Here is a 20,129-nt window from a genome sequence, read left to right on the forward strand (position 1 = left end):
CCACGGGAGCTGTCGTTGGCCGTCCCGCAGACCACCAAGCACCTGTTCGTCACCGGCGGCGTCGCCTCGTCGCTGGGCAAGGGTCTCACCGCCTCGAGCCTCGGCAACCTGCTGAAGGCGCGCGGCCTGCGGGTCACCATGCAGAAGCTGGACCCGTACCTCAACGTCGACCCCGGGACCATGAACCCGTTCCAGCACGGCGAGGTGTTCGTCACCGACGACGGGGCCGAGACCGACCTGGACGTCGGGCACTACGAGCGCTTCCTCGACACCGACCTGCACGGCTCGGCGAACGTGACGACCGGGCAGGTGTACTCGAGGGTCATCGCCAAGGAGCGCCGCGGGGAGTACCTCGGGGACACCGTCCAGGTGATCCCGCACATCACCAACGAGATCAAGTCTCGTATCCGCGAGATGGGCGGGCCGCACGTCGACGTGGTCATCACCGAGGTCGGTGGCACGGTGGGCGACATCGAGTCCCTCCCGTTCCTCGAGGCGGCGCGACAGGTGCGCCACGAGGTCGGCCGCGACAACGTCTTCTTCCTGCACGTGTCGCTGCTGCCCTACATCGGGCCCTCGGGAGAGCTGAAGACCAAGCCGACCCAGCACTCCGTGGCTGCCCTGCGCAGCATCGGTATCCAGCCGGACGCGATCGTGCTGCGCGCCGACCGCCCGGTCCCCGGCGGCATCAAGAAGAAGATCAGCCTGATGTGCGACGTGGACGAGGAGGCCGTGGTCGCCGCGGTCGACGCCCCGAGCATCTACGACATCCCCAAGGTGCTGCACGGGGAGGGACTCGACGCCTACGTCGTCCGCCGGTTGGGGCTGCCCTTCCGCGACGTCGACTGGACCGCCTGGGACGAGCTGCTCAGGAGGGTCCACCGGCCGGTCGACGAGGTCACCGTGGCGCTGGTGGGCAAGTACACCGACCTACCGGACGCCTACCTCTCGGTGACCGAGGCCCTGCGCGCGGGCGGCTTCGCCAACGACGCGAGGGTCAACCTGCGCTGGGTGACCTCCGACGACTGCGAGGCTCCCGAGGGGGCGGCTCGCGAGCTGGGCGACGTCGACGCGGTCTGCGTCCCGGGCGGGTTCGGTGTACGAGGCATCGAGGGCAAGCTCGGCGCGATCCGCTACGCCCGCGAGCACGCCATCCCCATCCTCGGGCTGTGCCTGGGCCTGCAGTGCATGGTGATCGAGTTCGCCCGCAACGTCGCCGACCTCGAGGACGCGAACTCCGCCGAGTTCGAGCCGGCGACGCCGCACCCGGTGATCGCGACGATGGCCAGCCAGGTCGACGTCGTCGAGGGCAAGGCCGACATGGGCGGCACGATGCGCCTCGGCCTCTACCCGGCGGTCCTTCGCGAGGGGACGCTGGTGGCGGAGGCGTACGGCCAGACCAACGTCGACGAACGGCACCGGCACCGCTACGAGGTGAACAACGCCTACCGGGAGCAGCTCGAGGACGCCGGACTCCTCTTCTCGGGCACCTCACCGGATGAGTGGCTCGTGGAGTTCGTGGAGCTGCCCCGCGACGTGCACCCGTGGTTCGTCGGGACGCAGGCGCACCCCGAGTTCCGGTCGCGACCGACCCGCGCGCACCCGCTGTTCGCCGGGCTGGTCGCTGCCGCGCTCCGCCGGCAGGCGGAGACCCGCCTGGAGCTGCCCGTGACGGTCACCGCGTGACGCCGCACGCTGCCGTCGCGGGGGACGAGCCCCTGAGCTACCCGGTGCGCGCCGCGCGCACGGTGTTCAGCGGCCGCGTGTGGGAGGTGCGCAGCGAGGACGTCGACCTGGGCGCCGCCGGGGTGGTCACCCGGGAGTACATCGCGCACCCCGGAGCGGTCGCCATCGCCGCCCTCGACGAGGCGGACCGGGTCCTGCTCGTGCGCCAGTACCGCCACCCGGCACGTCACCTCATGTGGGAGCTGCCGGCCGGGCTGCGCGACATCCCCGGCGAGCCCCCGCAGGTGACCGCGGAGCGCGAGCTGTGGGAGGAGACCCACCACCGGGCCGGCCACTACGAGCTGCTGCTCGACACCTTCCTCAGCCCGGGATCGTCCAGCGAGCGGCTGCTCGTCTTCCTCGCTCGCGACGTACGGCTTGCCGACGGCGACCGTCACGAGGGGGAGGCCGAGGAGGCCACGATGCAGACGGCGTGGGTCCCCCTCGACGAGCTGACACGCGGGGTCCTCGAGGGCCGCTTCCACAACCCGTCGCTGACCCTCGGGGTGCTGGCGCTGGCCGCCCGCCGCGGAGGCGCGTGAGCGGGGTCGTTGCAGGCCACTCCCGCAGTGGGACCCCAGGGGCCCGGACGGCGCTACGCTCTCGGAAGCCCTCGCCGGGCGCGGAGCCTCTCGCCGACAACGGAGTCGGCGCGCCGCAGCGTGCAGAAGTGGACGTGCATAGCCGTGAAGGTCGGGATCCCCACCGAGGTCAAGAACCACGAGTACCGCGTCGCCATCACCCCCGCCGGCGTGAACGAGCTGGTACGACACGGCCACGAGGTCTACGTCCAGCAGGGTGCCGGGATCGGCTCCTCGATCACGGACGAGGAGTTCGTCGCAGCGGGCGCGAGCATCCTCGGGACGGCCGATGACGTGTGGGGGACCGGTGACCTGATCCTCAAGGTCAAGGAGCCGATCGCGGAGGAGTACCACCGCATGCGCTCGGGGCAGACCCTGTTCACCTACCTGCACCTCGCCGCGTCGAAGGAGTGCACGGACGCGCTCCTGCAGCAGGGTGTGACGGGCATCGCCTACGAGACCGTTGAGCTGCCGGACCGATCGCTGCCGCTGCTCGCCCCCATGTCGGAAGTCGCGGGCCGGCTCGCGCCCCAGGTGGGCGCCCACTGCCTGATGCGCGCCCAGGGCGGCCGCGGCGTCCTGATGGGCGGAGTCTCCGGGGTGTACGCCGCCAAGGTCGTCGTCATCGGAGCCGGGGTGTCCGGGCTCAACGCCGCCGCCATCGCCCTCGGCATGCAGGCCGAGGTGCTGCTGCTGGACAAGAACATCGAGCGGCTGCGCCAGATGGACCGCATCTACCAGGGACACGTGCAGACCGTCGCCTCGAACGCCTACGAGGTCGAGCGCGCGATCCTCGACGCGGACCTCGTCATCGGGGCGGTGCTGGTCCCCGGTGCGAAGGCGCCGACGCTGGTCACCAACGAGCAGGTGTCACGCATGAAGCCGGGCTCCGTCCTCGTCGACATCTCCATCGACCAGGGGGGCTGCTTCGAGGACTCGCGCCCGACGACGCACGCCAACCCGACCTACCCGGTCCACCAGTCGGTGTTCTACTGCGTGGCGAACATGCCCGGCGCGGTGCCGCACACCTCGACCTACGCCCTCACGAACGTCACCCTGCCCTATGCCGTCGAGCTGGCGAACAAGGGCTGGCGGCAGGCGTGTAGCGACGACCGGGCGCTGGCGCTGGGGCTGAACACCCACGCCGGCCACGTCGTCTACGGCCCGGTCGCGGAGGCGCACGGGATGAGCGTGCTCCCGCTGCAGGAGGCGCTCGCCGGCTGAGCCGGTCGGGGGGAGCCGCTACGCTCCCGGCGTTATGTCAGGTCTGAAGATGTCGGGCACCGTGGCGAGCGCGCTGGCCACCTACCTCGACCATCTCGGCGTCGAGCGTGGGCTGTCCGCGAACACGCTGACCTCCTACCGGCGTGACCTGACGCGCTACGAGAGCTTCCTCGCCGCCCGCGGGATCGACGAGCCGGACGCGGTGGGGGAGGGCGACGTCTCGGCGTTCCTGCAGCACCTGCGGGCCGGGGACGCGCAGCACCCGGCCCTGTCGGCCGCCTCCGCGGGTCGCGCCGTGGTCGCCGTGCGTGGTTTCCACCGCTTCTGCGCCCGCGAGGGCCTCACCACCTCGGATCCTTCGGCGAGCGTCCGTCCGCCGGCCCCCCCACGTCGGCTGCCCAAGGCGATCCCGGTCGAGGAGGTGACCGCGCTGCTGGATGCGGCCGGAGCGGGCGATCCGCCTCGCTCGCTGCGCGACCGGGCCCTGCTGGAGCTGCTGTACGGCGCTGGGGCGCGCATCTCGGAGGCGGTGGGGCTCGACGTCGACGACGTGGACCTGGATCGCGGGACGGTGCTGTTGCGCGGCAAGGGTTCCAAGGAGCGGCTGGTGCCGATCGGGTCCTACGCCCGCTCGGCACTGGACGACTACCTGGTGCGAGCCCGCCCGGGGCTCGCCGAGCGTGGACGCGGGACGCCGGCGCTGTTCCTCAACGCGCGCGGCGGGCGGCTCACCCGGCAAAGCGCCTGGGTGGTGATCCGGGACGCCGCCCGACGAGCTGGGCTCGAGGGGGCACACCTGAGCCCGCACACGTTGCGGCACAGCTTCGCCACCCACCTGCTGGACGGCGGGGCCGACGTGCGCGTCGTCCAGGAGCTGCTGGGACACGCGTCGGTCACGACGACCCAGATCTACACCAAGGTGACCGTCGAGCGCCTGCGCGAGGTGTACGCAGCCGCCCACCCCCGTGCTCGCTGAGGTCCACGGACCGGCTTGCCCCGGCGAGGGGTGGCCCCTAGGCTGCGGCCTCCGGAGCCGTCAAGCCGACGTGTGTCTCCAAGGCTAGAGAGGCAAGACCACAGGTGGATATGTCGACAAGTGGCGAGCTCGGTCCCACCGGCCGGCCGGTCCCGACCCTGCCCGAACCCACCCGTCCGCTCGCCCACGGGCCGGCCCGCGTGGTCGCCCTGTGCAACCAGAAGGGCGGGGTGGGCAAGACCACGTCGACGATCAACCTCGGGGCGGCCCTCGCCGAGCTCGGCCGGCGGGTTCTCCTCGTGGACTTCGACCCGCAGGGAGCCCTCTCGGTGGGGCTGGGTGTGAATCCCCATGAGCTGGACCGCACCGCGTACAACCTGCTCGTCGAGCCAGGGATCACCGTCGACGACGTGCTGCTGAAGACCAACGTTCCCGGCGTCGACCTGCTGCCCAGCAACATCGACCTGTCCGCCGCCGAGGTCCAGCTGGTGAACGAGGTGGCGAGGGAGCACAGTCTGGCCCGGGTGCTGCGGCCGGTGGTCGAGGACTACGACTACGTGCTGATCGACTGTCAGCCCTCGCTCGGCCTGCTCACGGTGAATGCGCTCACGGCGGCGGACGGTGTCATCGTCCCGCTCGAATGCGAGTTCTTCGCCCTGCGCGGGGTTGCCCTCCTCATGGACACCATCCAGAAGATACGTGATCGGCTTAACCCTCGACTTGAGGTTGAGGGAATTCTCGCCACTATGTACGACTCCCGCACCGTCCACGGGCGGGAGGTGCTGACCCGCCTCGTCGAGGCCTTCGGAGACACCGTGTTCCACACGGTGATCTCACGCACCGTCCGCTTCCCAGAGACCACCGTCGTGGGGGAGCCGATCACCAGCTATGCCTCCAGCTCCGCGGGTGCGGGGGCCTACCGGTCGCTCGCCCGAGAGGTGCTCGCCCGTGACGCGGCCCGGCGACCGGCCGAGCCGGTGGCCCCGTGAGCCGCCGGGCCAGCCTGCCCGGGGCGGCCGAGCTCTTCCGGGCCACCGGTGAGGAGGTCCCCGCCCGGCCGATGGCCGCGGTTCCTGACGCCGCGACCGGTACCGGGGAGGAGATGTCCACACCGGCGCCGTCGGCGAGCTCGGGGGTGCGCCGGACGGCGCGGCGGCGGGTGCGTCCCGGCGAGCGTCGTCCCTCCGGGCGGGAGCGGCACGACGAGAAGATCACCGTCTACCTGTCCGCCGACGAGCTGTTCGACCTCGAGCAGGCTCGCCTCGTGCTGCGCGGGGAGTACGGCCTCGCGCTCGACCGGGGCCGGCTGGTCCGCGAGGCACTGGCCGTCGTGATCGCCGACCTGGACGCCCGTGGCGAGGGCAGCACGCTGGTTCGTCGCTTGCGCGAGGGCTGAACCGGCTCGGCTACCGTGGCCCGGTGACCTCCGCCCTCGGGGACGACGCGGCGCCGCTCGCCCCCAGCGTGTCCGCGGGAGCCTTCGAGGTCCACCTGCCGGTGTTCGACGGGCCCTTCGACCTGCTGCTGGGACTGATCGCCAAGCACAAGCTCGACGTGACCGAGGTGGCGCTCTCCCGGGTCACCGACGACTTCTTGGCCCACATCCGCGCGTTCGGGCCAGGGTGGGACCTGGGCCAGGCCAGCGAGTTCCTCGTCGTCGCGGCCACCCTGCTCGACCTCAAGGCGGCGCGGCTGCTCCCCGCGGGGGAGGTCGAGGACGAGGAGGACCTCGCCCTGCTCGAGGCGCGGGACCTGCTCTTCGCCCGACTGCTGCAGTATCGCGCGTTCAAGCAGGCCGCCGCTTCGATCGCGGAGCGGCTGGCTATCGGTTCCCGGCGCTACCCGCGGGCCGTCGGCCTCGATGATCGCTTCGTGGGCCTGCTACCCGAGGTCCTGCTCGGCCTCTCACCGGAGCGCTTCGCCGCCGTCGCGGCGCAGGCGCTGACCCCGCGCCCCGCGCCCACCGTGTCGCTGGCCCACCTGCACGCGCCCCTGGTCAGCGTGCGGGAGCAGGCTGCCCTGCTCGTCGCGAGGCTGCGCGACGCAGACGCCGCGAGCTTCCGCGCGCTCGCAGACGACGCTCCCGACACGCTGACGGTCGTCGCGAGATTCCTGGCGGTCCTGGAGCTCTACCGTGAGGGCGCGGTCGCCTTCGAGCAGGTGACGCCGCTCGGTGAGCTCGTGGTCCGCTGGACCGGGGCGGGGGCCGACGTCGACGACGTGGATGAGTTCGAAGGAGCCGGCGAGCCGAGTCCGACGGCTGAGGAGGAGGAGCGCAGCGTGATCGAGGGCGTGGGCCTATGAGCGAGGGTGATCGTGCGGAGGAGCCCGTCCTCGACCTGCGCGAAGGCGGTGCGGACGCCGGCGAGCAGCCGGCGGCATCACGCGAGGCGGGGGATCGCGAGCTCTTCGCCGCGCTCGAGGCGATCCTGCTCGTGGTGGACGAGCCCGTGTCTGAGCTGACCTTGGCGCAGGTCGTGGAGCGGCCACGGGCCGAGGTCGCGGGCGCCCTGCGGCGCCTGGCCCGTGACTACGACGAGGAGGGACGTGGGTTCGAGCTGCGTGAGGTCGGCGGTGGGTGGCGCTACTACACCCGGCCGGAGCTTGCGCCGTTGGTGGAGCGGTTCGTCCTGGACGGGCAGCAGTCCCGGCTGACCCAGGCGGCGCTGGAGACCCTGGCGGTGATCGCCTACCGCCAGCCGGTGTCGCGAGCGCGGATCGCGGCGGTGCGCGGGGTCAACGTCGATGGCGTCGTCCGAACCCTGACGACCCGTGGCCTCGTCGAGGAGGCCGGGACCGAGCCGGAGACGCACGCCCTGCTCTACCGGACCACGTCCCTGTTCCTGGAGCGACTGGGCCTGCGCTCACTCGAGGAGCTGCCGCCGTTGGCCCCGTTTCTGCCTGAACTTGATGCATTAGAAGAGGAGATAGACCTTCTCTCAACTAGAGAGTTAGACATAGACTCGGATGAATGACCAACCCGACCACCCTTCGCCCGAACGCCTGCAGCCCGAACGCCTGCAGAAGGTCCTCGCCAGGGCGGGAGTCGCCAGCCGCCGTGCGTGCGAGGCGCTGATCGCCGAGGGGCGTGTCGAGGTGGACGGTGTCGTGGTCAGCAAGCTCGGGACACGCGTCGACCCGAGCACCGCGGTGATCCGGGTCGATGGGGTGCGGGTCTCCGTCTCCTCGCACCAGGTGTACCTCATGCTCAACAAGCCGGCCGGGGTCGTCTCCACGATGGCCGATCCGGAGGGCCGGCCCTGTCTGGGCGATTACGTCGGGAGCAACAGGGAGCGGCTGTTCCACGTGGGTCGCCTCGATGTGGACACCGAGGGTCTGCTCCTCCTGACCAACGACGGCACCCTCGCCCACCGGTTGGCCCATCCGTCCTTCGAGATCCCGAAGACCTACCTGGCGGACGTGCCGGCGCCGCTGCCGCGCGACCTTGGACGACGGCTGCGCGAAGGGATCGACCTCGAGGACGGCCCGGTCCGTTTCGACTCCTTCCGAGTCGTCGGAAGTACCGCGTCGCGAGCCCTGGTGGAGGTCACCCTCCACGAGGGTCGCAACCGGGTGGTGCGCCGCAGCTTCGAGGCCGTGGGCTTCCCAGTGACGCGGCTGGTGCGGACCGCCATCGGACCGGTGCAGCTCGGTGAGCTGCGTCCCGGCAAGCTTCGGCCGCTGTCCAGCAAGGAGCTCGGTGCGCTCTTCGAGCTCGCCGGTCTTTGACCGATGCGTCGGTGGAGGATGAAACAGCTCAGCAGCTTTGTCGACATTCTGTGGCCTGAGCTACTGGGCTTGAGAACCAACTTATCGATATCAGCACGCAGATTCATCCTCCCTGATATCGACAAAGAGACTTTTGCTGGCCCAGCGCTAAACCCGACTCATCGACAAAATGCTTTATGCATCTAGTGGTCGATAGGTGAGTCGTCTCAGATTGGGCACCGGCCCGGTGCTACGGCCCTGGGGCGGGCCTCCCCTAGGGTTGGGGCGGCGACCAACCAGGGCGAGAGGAGGGTGGGTCGGTGTCGATCCGTGCCGTGCGCGGCGCCACCCAGCTGCGCGCGGACGACCCGCGCGAGATGGCTGACGCTGTCGTCGAGCTGGTCTCCACTCTGCTGGCGCGCAACGAGCTCGCGATCGCCGACCTGGTCTCGGTGCTGTTCACCGCGACGCCCGACCTGACCAGCGAGTTCCCGGCCGCGGCGGCCCGCACGCTCGGCCTGGGAGAGGTTCCCCTGCTCTGCGCCCAGGAGATCGACGTCGCCGGGGCGCTGCCCCGTGTGGTCCGTCTCATGGCGCACGTGGAGACGTCTCGCGCCCGGTCCGAGATGGTCCACGTGTACCTGCGCGGCGCTGAGGTGCTGCGTCAGGACCTGGCCCAGTGAAGCCACCCCGGTGAGCCTGCAGAGCGCCCTCGTGGTGGGCGCCGGCCTGATCGGGACCTCGGTCGCGATGGCGTTGACCGACGCCGGGACCGCCGTGTGGATCGAGGACGTCGACCAGGGCAGGGCGCGCGTCGCGTCCGAGCTCGGCGCGGGCCGCACGGGGCGCCCGCCGGAAGAGCCGGACATCGTCATCGTGGCGGTCCCTCCAGGCGCGGTCGGGTCAGTCGTCCAAGAGCTCAGCGGTATTTATCTCAGGTGCATTTTTACTGATGTTGCCTCAGTTGCCTCTATCCCTCAAGCAGATGTCGAGTCTTTGGGCCATGATGTCGCCCAGCGATTCGTCGGTGGACATCCCATGTCGGGGCTCGAGCGCTCTGGTCCCGCCGCCGCACGCGCGGATCTGTTCCGCGACCGTCCTTGGGTGCTGACTCCGGGGCGGGAGTCCTCGCAGCGTGCGCTGGGGCGAGCGAGAGCGGTGGTGGCCGCCTGCGGGGCGGACCTGGTGGAGATGAGCCCGCAGCGCCATGACGAGGCCGTGGCGCTGGTGTCCCACGTCCCCCAGCTGGTCTCGAGCCTCACCGCGGCGCGTCTGGAGGACCAGCCGGAGGACCTCGTCGCCCTCTCCGGGCCGGGTGTGCGCGACGTGACGCGCATCGCCGCCTCGGACCCCGACCTGTGGACCGGCATCCTCGACGCGAACGCATCGGCCGTCCTTCCGGTCGTCGAGGACCTGCGCCGCCAGCTCGACGACGTCGCGGCGGCGCTGGCGACCCTGGCGTCCAGGGGAGCCGGGTCGGACGAGCAGGAACAGGCTCGCGCGAGCGTGCGGCGTGCGCTCGCAGGAGGGGTGCGCGGCAGGGCCCGGATCCCCGGTAAGCACGGTGGTCGACCGACCCAGTTCGCGGTGGTCACGGTCGTGGTCGCGGACCAGCCCGGCGAGCTGGCGCGGATCTTCGCCGCCGCGGCCGCCGCATCGGTGAACATCGAGGACGTCACCCTGGAGCACGCCTCCGGGCACCCTCTCGGCAGCCTGCTCCTCCAGGTGCAGGCCGGGTCGGTCGGCGCCCTGGTCGAGGCGTTGTCCCGCGAGGGGTGGACGGTCCACTCCTGAGCGCGCACGAGGACCGCACCGAGATCCGGCTCGCTACTCTCGGGACATGGCCCCCGACGAGCCCAGCGACCCGGCACTGCGCCGCGCGGTCCTGGCGGTCGACGGGCCCTCGGGGTCCGGGAAGTCCAGTGTCTCGCGCGGGGTGGCCCGTCGCCTTCGCCTTCGCTACCTCGACACCGGGGCGATGTACCGCGCGGTGACGTGGTGGATGCTGGCCAACGGGGTGGACGTCGACGACCCCGACTCGGTCGCGTCGCGGGTCGGCGAGATCGGTCTCGAGGTCTCCACCGATCCGGAGCATGCCTCGATCGCGGTGAACGGGACGGATGTGTCGGGTCCCATCAGGGGGCCCGAGGTGACTGCCGCGGTCAGCGCCGTGAGCGCCGTACCGGCCGTGCGTGCCCGCCTGGTCGATCTGCAGCGAGCCGCCGTAGGCGAGGGCGGCATCGTCGTCGAGGGACGCGACATCGGGACCGTCGTGCTGCCGGACGCCACGCTCAAGGTCTTCCTCACCGCCCACGAGAGCGTCCGCTCGACCCGTCGAGCCGATGAGCTGCGGGAGCGCGGGATCCCCGCCCCCGCCGACTCGCTGGAGTCCATCCGGCGCCGAGACCGGCTCGACAGCACCCGAGCCGTGTCCCCCCTCCAGCGGGCCGAGGACGCCGTGGTCGTGGACGCGACCGACCTCGGGCTGGGCGACGTGATCGACCTCGTGGCTCGACTCCTGCTGGACCGGCTCGCCCGGCCAGGCGTGGGTTCCGCCCCCGCGGCCCTGGCAACGGGCCAGCAGTGGGTAGCGGGCCAGCAGTGAGCGAGGAGGACGACAGCGCGACTGGAGACGACGGCGCGCTTCCGGTCCTCGCCGTCGTCGGACGGCCGAATGTGGGCAAGTCCACGCTCGTGAACCGCGTGCTCGGGCGGCGAGAGGCGGTCGTCGAGGACGTACCAGGCGTGACGCGGGACCGGGTCGCCTACGAGGCGAACTGGAACGGACGGGCGTTCACCGTGGTGGACACCGGCGGCTGGGAGCCCGATGCGCAGGGACTGGCCGCCACGGTGGCAGCGCAGGCCGAGGTGGCGGTCGCGGCGGCAGACGCGGTGCTGCTCGTGGTCGATGCGACGGTGGGCATCACGGACACCGACGAGGCGGTCGCCCGGGTCCTGCGACGATCGGCCAAGCCCGTGGTCCTCGCGGCGAACAAGGTCGACGACGCTCGGGGTGAGGCGGAGGCCGCTGCCCTGTGGAACCTCGGGCTGGGGGAGCCGCACCCGGTGTCGGCCCTGCACGGCAGGGGGAGCGGCGACCTCCTCGACGCCGTGCTCGACGCGCTGCCGGAGGCGCCCCGGGAGGTCTTCGGGGCCGAGGGCGGGCCGCGGCGGGTGGCGCTCCTCGGCCGGCCCAACGTCGGCAAGTCCAGCCTGCTCAACCGGCTCGCGGGCACCGAGCGAGCGGTGGTGCACCCGGTCGCCGGGACGACGGTCGACCCGGTGGATGAGATCGTGGAGCTCGGCGGGCGTACCTGGCGCTTCGTCGACACCGCAGGGATCCGCCGTCGAGCCGACGAGGCGTCTGGCCACGAGTACTACGCGGTGCTCCGCACCCAGGCGGCCCTGGAGAAGGCGGAGGTCGCCATCGTCCTGCTCGATGCGAGCGAGCCGCTGACCGAGCAGGACGTTCGGATCCTCTCCCTCGTGGTCGACGCGGGGCGCGCCCTCGTCCTGGCTCTCAACAAGTGGGACCTGGTCGACGAGGAGCGGCGGGTGGCTCTCGACAAGGAGCTGGACCGGGAGCTCGTGCGACTGCCCTGGGTCCCTCGGGTCAACGTGTCCGCCCGCACCGGCCGCCATGTCGATCGGCTGGTACCGGCACTGGAGAAGGCCCTGGCTGCCTGGGAGCGGCGCATCCCGACGGGCCGGCTCAACGCCGTGCTGGGGGAGATCGTCGCCGAGACCCCGCCCCCGGTCCGCGGCGGCAAGGCACCGCGCATCCTCTTCGCCACCCAGGCGGGCGTGCGCCCGCCTCGGTTCGTGCTGTTCGCCACCGGCTTCCTCGAGGCGTCCTACCGCCGCTTCCTCGAGCGCCGCTTCCGGCAGCTCGAGGACTTCACCGGCACCCCGATCGAGATCAGCGTCCGGGTCAGGGACAAGCGGGGCGTCAGGGACAAGCGTGGTCGGAGAACCTGAAACCCCACTCCGGTAGAGTGGCGCGCGCCCGCTCGAGGGTGCCGGGACGTGGCGCAGCTTGGTAGCGCACTTGACTGGGGGTCAAGGGGTCGCAGGTTCAAATCCTGTCGTCCCGACGGCAGCTCCAGAGTCGCCGAGGGCCGGACCCGTGAGGTCCGGCCCTCGACGCGTCGACGGCGTCCGTTCCGGTGTCACCCCGTATCAAGGCCCGAGCCCGCGTGCTCACCTGTCGGGGAAGATCGTCGGCCGAGGGCGCTCAGGGTGTCCCGGGAGGGGCGGGGGATGGGACACGCGGACGTGCCCGCGCGGACGACGTGGGCGCTGCCATGAGCGCTGCCTCGGCGCGCGTCGACTCGCAGCGCTATGACGTGCTCCTGCTCGACGCGGCGAGCCGGCAGAGCCTCGCCACCGCTCGCAGCCTGGGCCGGGCCGGTCTGCGCATCGTCATGGGGGAGTGCTTCGCCGAGTGCGACCCGCGTCAGCCCGTACCGGGCTTTCGTTCGCGGTACTCCAGCCGCAACCTCGTGCTCCCGAGCTTCGCGAGCGATGCGGACGCGTTCGCCAACGCGGTCGTCGACTTCGCGGACCGGCACCCCACCGCCGTGGTCCTCCCGGCGAGCGACGGCGCGATCGCCGCGCTGGCGCCGGTGCGGGACGACCTGGCGGCGCTCGGAGCCCGACTCGCCCTGCCGTCGGACTCCGCGCTGGAGGTGGCGGCGCACAAGGGACGGACCCTCCAGGTCGCGCGCGATCTCGGGATCAGCCACCCGAGGACCAGCCACATCCAGCAGCTGGACGATCTCCCCGACCTGCTGAGCGGGTTCGACTTCCCGCTCGTGCTGAAGCCGACCTCGTCCTGGGTGCGCAAGGCCGTCACGCGCCTGCAGGCCGTCGAGGTCATGAACGAGGCCGAGGCCGTCACCGTGGCGGACTCCTTCCTGGCCGCGGGGGCAGAGGTCCTCGCGCAGCAGCTGGTCCGTGGCCGGCGCGAGGGCGTCACCTTGTTCATGGTCGACGGGGAGGCCCGCGCGGCGTTCGCGCACCTGGAGCATCGCTGCAGCCCGGCCCTCGGCGGCGCGTCCGTGGTCCGCGAGAGCATCCCTTTGCCGGCGGACATCTACCGCCCGTCGGTGGAGCTGGTGTCCGCTCTCGGGCTGCAGGGACTTTGCGAGGTCGAGTACCGCAGAGACGGTGACGGCAGCCCGTTGCTCATGGAGATCAACGCGCGTCTCGCCGGGCCGGTGGAGACCGCTCTTCGTGCCGGTATCGACTTCCCGCTCATGCTCTGGCGATGGGCGGTGGACGCCCCGGTGGAGCGGGTCAGCGGCTACCGCACCGGCGTGCGGATGCGGTGGTTGCGCGGAGACATGCGCTGGCTGCGGGACAACTACCGGCGCCGCGGGCGGCCGGACAGCGTCACGGCGACCCAGGCCGTCGGGACATTCCTCGCGGAGTTCGTCCGGACCCGCCACTACGACGTCCTCGACTGGCGCGACCCCCACCCGTTCCTGGCCGAGCTGCGCATCACCGCGGCCTCGGCCCTCAGCCGTTCGCGGCGATCGCCGTCTTCGGTCTCCGATCTCGCTCGGAAGGGAGCAGCACGTGTCATCTGACCGCCCGCTCGTCATCGGGGCCGGGCCGTTCGGCCTGTCCGTCTCGGCGCACCTGCACGCGCTCGGCGTCGACCATCGCATCGTGGGCCGAACGCTGGACACGTGGCGGGCGCACATGCCGAGCGGCATGATGCTTCGCTCCGAACCCTACGGCTCCGACCTGGCCGCCCCCGTGCCCGGCTACGACGTCGGCGCCTATTCACGCCTGCACGGCCTGGACTACGTCGACCGTCTTGGGCCGCTGTCGATCGAGCGATTCCTCGACTACGCGGACTGGTACGTCGAACGCTTCGTGCCTGACGTCGCCGACGTGACGGTCACCGGCGTGACGCCTGTCGACGGCGGCTTTCGCGTGAGTTTCGCGGAGGAGGCCGACCAGATGTTCGGCTCCGTCGTCGTCGCGACCGGCGTGCTGCCGTACAAGGTCGTCCCGGATCAGCTCGCGAGCCTGCCGGCCGAGCTGGTCTCGCACACCTCCGACCACCACGACCTCGCCACCTTCCGGGGCCGGTCGGTGGCCGTCGTGGGGGGCGGGCAGTCGGCCCTCGAGACGGCTGCGCTGCTGCACGAGGCGGGAGCCCAGGTGCACGTCATCGTCCGCGCCCCAGCGCTGAACTGGCTCGAGCCCAACCCTGAGCATCTCAGCGCGCTCGGTCGGGTCCGGCGCCCGGTGAACAAGCTGTGCGAAGGCTGGCACTGCGCCTTCTGGAACTCCCCGGCAGCCTTCCGCATGCTTCCTCGTGCGGTTCGGGTCACGAAGGCGCGAACCGTCCTCGGACCGGCCGGGGCGTGGTGGCTCCGCGCGCGGGTGGAGGGGCGGGTCGACGTGCTGACGGGCCATCGGGTCCTGCGGGCGACGGCGGCAGGAAGCGGCGTCCACCTCGACCTCGGCGGCGGGCAGCGCCAAGGGCTCGACGTGGACCACGTCATCGCGGGAACGGGCTTTCGCATCGATGTGGGCCGGCTGCCCTTCCTCTCGGTCGAGCGGCTGCGGACCCTGAACGGATACCCGGTGGTGAGCCGGGCCGGGGAGTCGAGCCTTCCGGGCCTGTACTTCGCCGGCGCGCCGGCGGCGGTGAGTCTCGGACCGTCGGTGCGCTTCATCGCGGGGACGCACACCAGCGCGCGACAGATCGCCCGCTCGGTCTCCCGGCGAGCTCCGGCGTCACCGGCTCGTCCCGCCGCGGGGATGCTCAGTCGGTCAGGATGACGTAGAGGCCTGTGGCGATGGCGAGGACGACGAGGGCGAAGCACACGGCCGCGCCGGTCAGCCGGACCACACGGGTCACCGGTGGAGCGTCCTGGGCCGAGGAGACCCCGACCAGGCCGAGCGCGAAGAACACGACGATGCCGACTCCGCAGACCAGGCCGCCCAGGAGGGCCTGACTCAGTGCGCTGACGTTCACCCACTCAGACATTGGCGTATGGCTCCCGGGCGTCGGGGAGCGGCCGGTCGGCGGTCTCGGGCGCGTTGACGTTCGAGGCGTTGACCGGTGCCTTGCGGGCCGCGCGGAAGATGAGTCCAGCCGCGAGGATCGACAGCGCGAAGACGACCAGGACGCCGGCGCTGCCCCCGATCGCGGTCGCGAGCCGCCAGGCGAGAGCCCCCACCAGAGCAGCGGACGGCAGCGTGATGACCCACGCCGTGACCACCCGTCCGGCGACGCCCCAGTGGACCCCCGCGACCCGGCGGCCGACCCCTGAGCCGACGACGCTCCCGGTGACGACCTGCGTGGTGGAGAGGGGGTAGCCGAAGTGGGTGGAGGCGAGGATCACGGCTGTCGCCGAGGTGGACGAGGCGAACCCCTGGGGAGTCTCGATGTGGGTCAGCCGGTGCCCGACGGTCCGGATGATGCGAAACCCTCCGGTGGCCGTACCGATCGCGATGGCGAGCGCACACGAGAGCACCACCCACTCGGGGATGCCGGCGTTCGGCGAGATGGTCCCGTTCGCGATGAGCGCCAGGGTGATCACGCCCATCGTCTTCTGCGCGTCGTTGGTCCCGTGGGCCAGAGCGAGCAGCGACGCCGACCCGATCTGTCCGATCTTGAACCCGGCCTCGCGGACCTGGGTGCGCACGCCCCGGATGAGGACGTACACGGCCAGCGTCGCGATGCCCGCGATCCCGGCGGCAGCGACCGGCGCGAGGACGCCGGGCACGATCACCTTGGACACCAGGCCGTGCACCTGGATTGCGTTGACGCCACCGGCGATGAACGCGGCGCCTACGACACCGCCGATCAGCGCGTGGGAGGAGCTGGACGGGAAGCCGAGGTACCAGGTCACGAGGTTCCACATGATGGCGCCGACGAGACCGCAGAACACGACGGTCAGGGTGACCGAACCGGTGTTGACGATGCCCTTGGCGATCGTCGCCGCCACCGAGAGGGACAGCAGCGCACCGACGAAGTTGAGCGCGCCGGCCATCAAGACGGCGGCCCGTGGCCGCATCGCCCCCGTGGCGATCGATGTTGCGACGGCGTTCGCGGTGTCGTGGAAGCCGTTGGTGAAGTCGAATCCGAGCGCCATGAGGACGGTAAGGGCCAGCACGACGTCATCGGCGCTCACAGTGATCACTATGGCATGCGCCTCCGTGGCCACGAGGGCCAGAAGTCCCGACTCGTTGGGTAGCCTCGAGGAGGAACCGGGACGATCGCCGGACCGCGAGTGGAGGACCCAGGGCGTGGAGGTCCAGGAGACGCACGTGCAGACGACGCGCGTCCTCACCGTCCCTAACGCCTTGTCCCTCCTGCGCCTGCTCGCCATCCCGCTGTTCCTCTGGCTGGTCCTCGTCCCGGAGGCGGACGGGTGGGCGGCCCTCGTCCTCGTCCTCAGCGCGTTCACCGACTACCTCGACGGCTACCTGGCCCGGCGCTGGCACCAGATCTCCCGGGTGGGGCAGCTGCTGGACCCCGTCGTCGACCGGCTCTGCACGGTCGCGACCTTGCTCGGGCTGGCGATCCGCGACATTGTGCCCTGGTGGTTCGTGGCTCTCCTGGTCTTGCGTGACGTCATGCTGGTCGCCACCGGCCCGACGTTGCGCCGCCTCGGCCTGACCGCCCTGCCGGTCCACTTCCTGGGCAAGGCGGCGACCTTCAACCTGCTGATCTCGTTCCCGCTCCTGCTGCTGGGCGCCGGGTCAGGGACGGCGGCGGCGATCGCCTCGACGTTCGGGTGGGCCTTCGCTATCTGGGGTGCCGCGCTGTACTGGTGGTCGGGCCTGCTCTACGTCGAGCAGGTGCGCCGGCTCGCCGGCGGACCCGCCCGCGTGGTCGGGGCCCCGACGGGAGGTGTCGCGTGAAGGCCGTCGTGATGGCCGGCGGCGAGGGGACCAGGCTGCGCCCGATGACGGCGACGCTGCCCAAGCCGCTGCTGCCCGTGGTGCACAAACCGATCATGGAGCACGTCCTGGACCTGCTGAAGCGGCACGGGATGACCGACACCGTCGTCACCGTGCAGTTCCTCGCCTCGATCCTGCGCAACTACTTCGGGGACGGCGAGGAGCTCGGCATGCGGCTGACCTACTCCTCGGAGGAGACGCCGCTCGGGACGGCGGGCAGCGTCAAGCGGGCCGAGGCCGAGCTGCGTGACGGCAGCTTCCTCGTGATAAGCGGGGACGCGCTCACCGACATCGACCTGTCCGCCCTCGTGGACTTCCACCGCACCAAGGGTGCGATGGTCACGGTGTGTCTGACCCGCGTGGCCGACCCGGTGGAGTTCGGGATCACCATCACCGACGACGAGCACCGGGTGCAGCGCTTCCTCGAGAAGCCGTCATGGGGGCAGGTGTTCAGCGACACCGTCAACACCGGTATCTACGTCATGGAGCCTGAGGTCTTCGACCACGTCCCGGAGGGTCAGGTGGTCGACTGGTCGGGCGACGTCTTCCCGAAGCTGCTGGCCGACGGGCTGCCGGTGCTCGGTCACGTCAGCGACGGGTACTGGGAGGACGTGGGGACTCTCGAGTCCTACCTGCGCGCCCAGGTCGACGTCCTCCTCGGCAAGGTCAAGGTCGTCATGCCCGGTTTCGAGGTCTCGCCCGGGGTGTGGGTGGGTGAGGGCTCGGACGTCGACCCGGACGCGACGGTCAAGGGGCCGGTGTACATCGGCGACTACTCCAAGGTCGAGGCGGGCGCCGAGCTGCGCGAGTTCACCGTCCTGGGTAGCAACGTCGTCGTGCGCGAGGGTGCCTTCGTCCATCGCAGCGTCATCCACGACAACGTCTTCGTGGGACCGCACACCAACATCCGCGGCTGCGTCGTCGGCAAGGGGACGGACCTGATGCGCGCCAGCCGGGTCGAGGAAGGCGCGGTCATCGGCGACGAGTGCGTCGTCGAGGAGGAGGCGATCATCTCGCCCGGGGTGAAGGTCTACCCCTTCAAGACGATCGAGGCCGGCGCTGTCGTCCACGACAGCGTGATCTGGGAGAGCCGGGGCACCCGCTCCCTGTTCGGGCCACGCGGGATGTCGGGCATCGTCAACGTCGAGATCACTCCGGAGCTGGTCGTGCGGCTCGTCTCGGCGTACGCCTCGACCCTGCGCAAAGGCGCGGCGGTGACGGTGAGCCGGGACCACTCCCGCGCCGCGCGCGCCCTCAAGCGGGCCGCGATCGCGGCTTTCAACGCCTCCGCGATAGACGTCCGTGACCTCGAGGTCGCCCCGCCACAGGTCACCAGGCTCACCGCGGTCCGCCAGGCCGGAGCCGGTGGCCTGATGATCCGGACCACGCCCGGCGTCCCCGACTCCGTCGACATCGTCTTCCTCGACGACACCGGCGCGGACCTCGCCCCCTCGGCTCAGCGCAAGGTCGAGCGCATCCTGCAGCGGGGGGAGTTCCGGCGCGCCTTCCCGGGCGAGATCGGGGACCTGTCCTTCCCGCCTCGTGCCGTGGAGTCCTACGTCCAGCACCTGACCGGGGCCGTCGACATCTCGGGTATCGGGGCCGGTGAGGTCAAGCTCGTCGTCGACTGCGCGGGTGGGGTTGCGTCGTTGATTCTTCCGACGCTGCTCAGCCGGGTGGGGGTCGACGTCCTCACCGTCAACGCCCGCCTCGACGACGCCAACCCGACCGAGAGCCCGGCCGAGCGCCGCGAGGCCCTAGCCCGTCTCGGGGGGCTGGTGGCCTCCTCCCGAGCCGCCTTCGGAGTCCGCTTCGACCCGGTCGGCGAGCGGCTGAGCATCGTCGACGACACCGGACACCCGATCGAGGACGAACGGGCGCTGCTGGTCTTCCTCGACCTCATCGCTGCCGAGCGGCGCGGCAAGAAGGTCGCGCTGCCTGTGAGCACGACGCGGGTGGCGGAGCAGGTGTGCCGCTTCCATGGCGTCGAGGTCGAGTGGGTGACCACCGCCCCGGACTCCATCGTCCGCGCCGCGGCATCGCCCGACCTCGCCGGCGCGGGGGACGGACGAGGCGGGTACGTGGTCCCCGAGGCGAGCCCGGCCATCGACGGCAACGCCGCGTTCCTTCGCCTGCTCGGCCTGGTCGCGCGCACCCGCCTGACCCTCTCCCAGATCGAGGCCCGGATCCCCACGGCGCACGTCCTTCGCGCCGACGTGGAGACCCCGTGGGCGGCGAAGGGCCAGGTGATGCGCTCTGTCATCGAGGCCGCCGGCGGGCGCGGTCTCGACACCACCGACGGGGTCCGGGTCGTGGAGGACGACGGCCGCTGGGCGCTCGTCCTGCCCGACCCGTCGCAGGCGATCACCCACCTGTGGGCCGAGGGCGGCACCGAGGACGAGGCGGCCGACCTGCTCCAGGAGTGGGCGAGCGTCGTCGCGCGGGCCGGCCGGTAGCATCGGCGCCCGGCGAACGCTCGACCGACGACGACCTCTCGGAGCAGCCCGTGCACCCGGACGACCTCAAGTACACCGCCGAGCACGAGTGGGTGCGCCCCGAGGGCGCCCACGTCCGCGTCGGCATCACCGACTACGCCCAGGAGCAGCTCGGCGACGTCGTCTTCGTCTCCCTCCCGGGCGTCGGGGACCAGGTGAGCGCGGGGGAGTCCTGCGGGGAGGTCGAGTCCACCAAGAGCGTGAGCGACATCTACGCCCCGGTGAGCGGCGTCGTCACCGCCCGGAACGAGACGCTCTCGGACTCACCCGACCTGGTCAACTCCGACCCCTACGGCGGGGGCTGGCTCTTCGAGATCGAGCCTGCCGACCCCGCCGCCACGGACGCGCTGCTCGACGCGGCCGCCTATCGAGGCCAGATCGGGGAATGAACCCTCGACCCTCGATCTGAAGTCGAGGGTTGGCTCCTCCGTTCGGCCACCGCGATCGAGGCCCGGTTGACCTGCGACCCGGTGGCCGCCTAGGTTTCCT

The 20,129-nt window shown here is 71.3% G+C and carries 20 protein-coding genes and 1 tRNA gene; 19 read left to right on the forward strand and 2 right to left on the reverse strand.

The features are described 5' to 3' along the window. Window positions 1-15 precede the first annotated feature (15 nt). The 16 genes from VMI11_01720 to VMI11_01795 all read left to right on the forward strand — a co-directional run bounded on the left by VMI11_01720 (window position 16) and on the right by VMI11_01795 (window position 15,015). The gene (locus VMI11_01720) at window positions 16-1,686 is read left to right on the forward strand and encodes a CTP synthase (GenBank protein ID HTY71123.1); all 1,671 of its coding nucleotides are present in this window, start codon (window positions 16-18) and stop codon (window positions 1,684-1,686) included. Then, window positions 1,683-2,267, forward strand: coding sequence for an NUDIX hydrolase (locus VMI11_01725; GenBank protein ID HTY71124.1), 585 nt, complete (start codon window positions 1,683-1,685; stop codon window positions 2,265-2,267). Before VMI11_01720 ends, VMI11_01725 begins: the two co-directional genes overlap by 4 nt. A gap of 144 nt (window positions 2,268-2,411) precedes the next feature. Beyond that, window positions 2,412-3,530 carry an alanine dehydrogenase gene (gene ald, locus VMI11_01730; protein HTY71125.1) on the forward strand — a complete coding sequence of 373 codons (1,119 nt, stop codon included), beginning with the start codon at window positions 2,412-2,414 and terminating at the stop codon, window positions 3,528-3,530. Between the two features lie 34 nt (window positions 3,531-3,564). Then, complete coding sequence (xerD, locus tag VMI11_01735; GenBank protein HTY71126.1) at window positions 3,565-4,506, forward strand: site-specific tyrosine recombinase XerD; 942 nt, start codon at window positions 3,565-3,567, stop codon at window positions 4,504-4,506. Window positions 4,507-4,616: 110 nt separating this feature from the next. Further along, a complete protein-coding gene (locus tag VMI11_01740; GenBank protein ID HTY71127.1) occupies window positions 4,617-5,495 on the forward strand; it encodes a ParA family protein in 879 nt (292 codons plus the stop codon). Then, window positions 5,492-5,902, forward strand: coding sequence for a hypothetical protein (locus tag VMI11_01745; protein HTY71128.1), 411 nt, complete (start codon window positions 5,492-5,494; stop codon window positions 5,900-5,902). The genes VMI11_01740 and VMI11_01745 overlap by 4 nt, the downstream gene beginning before the upstream one ends. 68 nt (window positions 5,903-5,970) lie before the next feature. After that, on the forward strand, window positions 5,971-6,810 hold the full coding sequence (locus VMI11_01750; protein ID HTY71129.1) for a segregation/condensation protein A: 840 nt from the start codon (window positions 5,971-5,973) through the stop codon (window positions 6,808-6,810). Continuing rightward, window positions 6,807-7,481 carry an SMC-Scp complex subunit ScpB gene (gene scpB, locus VMI11_01755; protein ID HTY71130.1) on the forward strand — a complete coding sequence of 225 codons (675 nt, stop codon included), beginning with the start codon at window positions 6,807-6,809 and terminating at the stop codon, window positions 7,479-7,481. Before VMI11_01750 ends, scpB begins: the two co-directional genes overlap by 4 nt. After that, window positions 7,474-8,235 (forward strand): pseudouridine synthase, encoded by a 762-nt coding sequence (locus VMI11_01760; protein ID HTY71131.1) that lies wholly within the window; start codon window positions 7,474-7,476, stop codon window positions 8,233-8,235. Before scpB ends, VMI11_01760 begins: the two co-directional genes overlap by 8 nt. Window positions 8,236-8,534: 299 nt before the next feature. Further along, window positions 8,535-8,897 (forward strand): chorismate mutase, encoded by a 363-nt coding sequence (gene aroH, locus VMI11_01765; GenBank protein HTY71132.1) that lies wholly within the window; start codon window positions 8,535-8,537, stop codon window positions 8,895-8,897. Between the two features lie 10 nt (window positions 8,898-8,907). Next, a complete protein-coding gene (locus tag VMI11_01770; protein HTY71133.1) occupies window positions 8,908-10,008 on the forward strand; it encodes a prephenate dehydrogenase in 1,101 nt (366 codons plus the stop codon). A 46-nt stretch (window positions 10,009-10,054) separates the two neighbouring features. Beyond that, the gene (gene cmk / locus VMI11_01775; GenBank protein ID HTY71134.1) at window positions 10,055-10,819 is read left to right on the forward strand and encodes a (d)CMP kinase; all 765 of its coding nucleotides are present in this window, start codon (window positions 10,055-10,057) and stop codon (window positions 10,817-10,819) included. Next, the gene (der, locus tag VMI11_01780; GenBank protein HTY71135.1) at window positions 10,816-12,192 is read left to right on the forward strand and encodes a ribosome biogenesis GTPase Der; all 1,377 of its coding nucleotides are present in this window, start codon (window positions 10,816-10,818) and stop codon (window positions 12,190-12,192) included. Before cmk ends, der begins: the two co-directional genes overlap by 4 nt. A gap of 42 nt (window positions 12,193-12,234) precedes the next feature. Beyond that, window positions 12,235-12,308: transfer RNA gene (locus tag VMI11_01785), tRNA-Pro, on the forward strand. Window positions 12,309-12,518: 210 nt separating this feature from the next. After that, window positions 12,519-13,805, forward strand: coding sequence for an ATP-grasp domain-containing protein (locus VMI11_01790; GenBank protein HTY71136.1), 1,287 nt, complete (start codon window positions 12,519-12,521; stop codon window positions 13,803-13,805). Beyond that, complete coding sequence (locus VMI11_01795; GenBank protein ID HTY71137.1) at window positions 13,795-15,015, forward strand: FAD-dependent oxidoreductase; 1,221 nt, start codon at window positions 13,795-13,797, stop codon at window positions 15,013-15,015. Before VMI11_01790 ends, VMI11_01795 begins: the two co-directional genes overlap by 11 nt. Here VMI11_01795 and VMI11_01800 read toward each other — a convergent pair. Then, entirely contained in the window at window positions 14,999-15,223 is a 225-nt protein-coding gene (locus VMI11_01800) for a hypothetical protein (protein ID HTY71138.1), read from the reverse strand. The genes VMI11_01795 and VMI11_01800 overlap by 17 nt on opposite strands. Further along, window positions 15,216-16,373: an inorganic phosphate transporter gene (locus VMI11_01805; GenBank protein ID HTY71139.1), complete on the reverse strand. Its 1,158-nt coding sequence runs from the start codon at window positions 16,371-16,373 to the stop codon at window positions 15,216-15,218. Before VMI11_01805 ends, VMI11_01800 begins: the two co-directional genes overlap by 8 nt. A gap of 115 nt (window positions 16,374-16,488) precedes the next feature. Between VMI11_01805 and VMI11_01810 the strand changes: the two genes are divergently transcribed. The 3 genes from VMI11_01810 to gcvH are packed head-to-tail and all read left to right on the forward strand — an operon-like array spanning window position 16,489 to window position 20,029. Further along, the gene (locus VMI11_01810; GenBank protein ID HTY71140.1) at window positions 16,489-17,106 is read left to right on the forward strand and encodes a CDP-alcohol phosphatidyltransferase family protein; all 618 of its coding nucleotides are present in this window, start codon (window positions 16,489-16,491) and stop codon (window positions 17,104-17,106) included. Further along, the gene (locus VMI11_01815) at window positions 17,103-19,601 is read left to right on the forward strand and encodes a sugar phosphate nucleotidyltransferase (protein HTY71141.1); all 2,499 of its coding nucleotides are present in this window, start codon (window positions 17,103-17,105) and stop codon (window positions 19,599-19,601) included. The genes VMI11_01810 and VMI11_01815 overlap by 4 nt, the downstream gene beginning before the upstream one ends. Before the next feature lie 50 nt (window positions 19,602-19,651). Next, the gene (gcvH, locus tag VMI11_01820) at window positions 19,652-20,029 is read left to right on the forward strand and encodes a glycine cleavage system protein GcvH (GenBank protein HTY71142.1); all 378 of its coding nucleotides are present in this window, start codon (window positions 19,652-19,654) and stop codon (window positions 20,027-20,029) included. The last annotated feature ends 100 nt before the right edge of the window (window positions 20,030-20,129 follow it).

The organism is Actinomycetes bacterium (assembly GCA_035506535.1).
Lineage (GTDB): Bacteria > Actinomycetota > Actinomycetes > DATJPE01 > DATJPE01 > DATJPE01.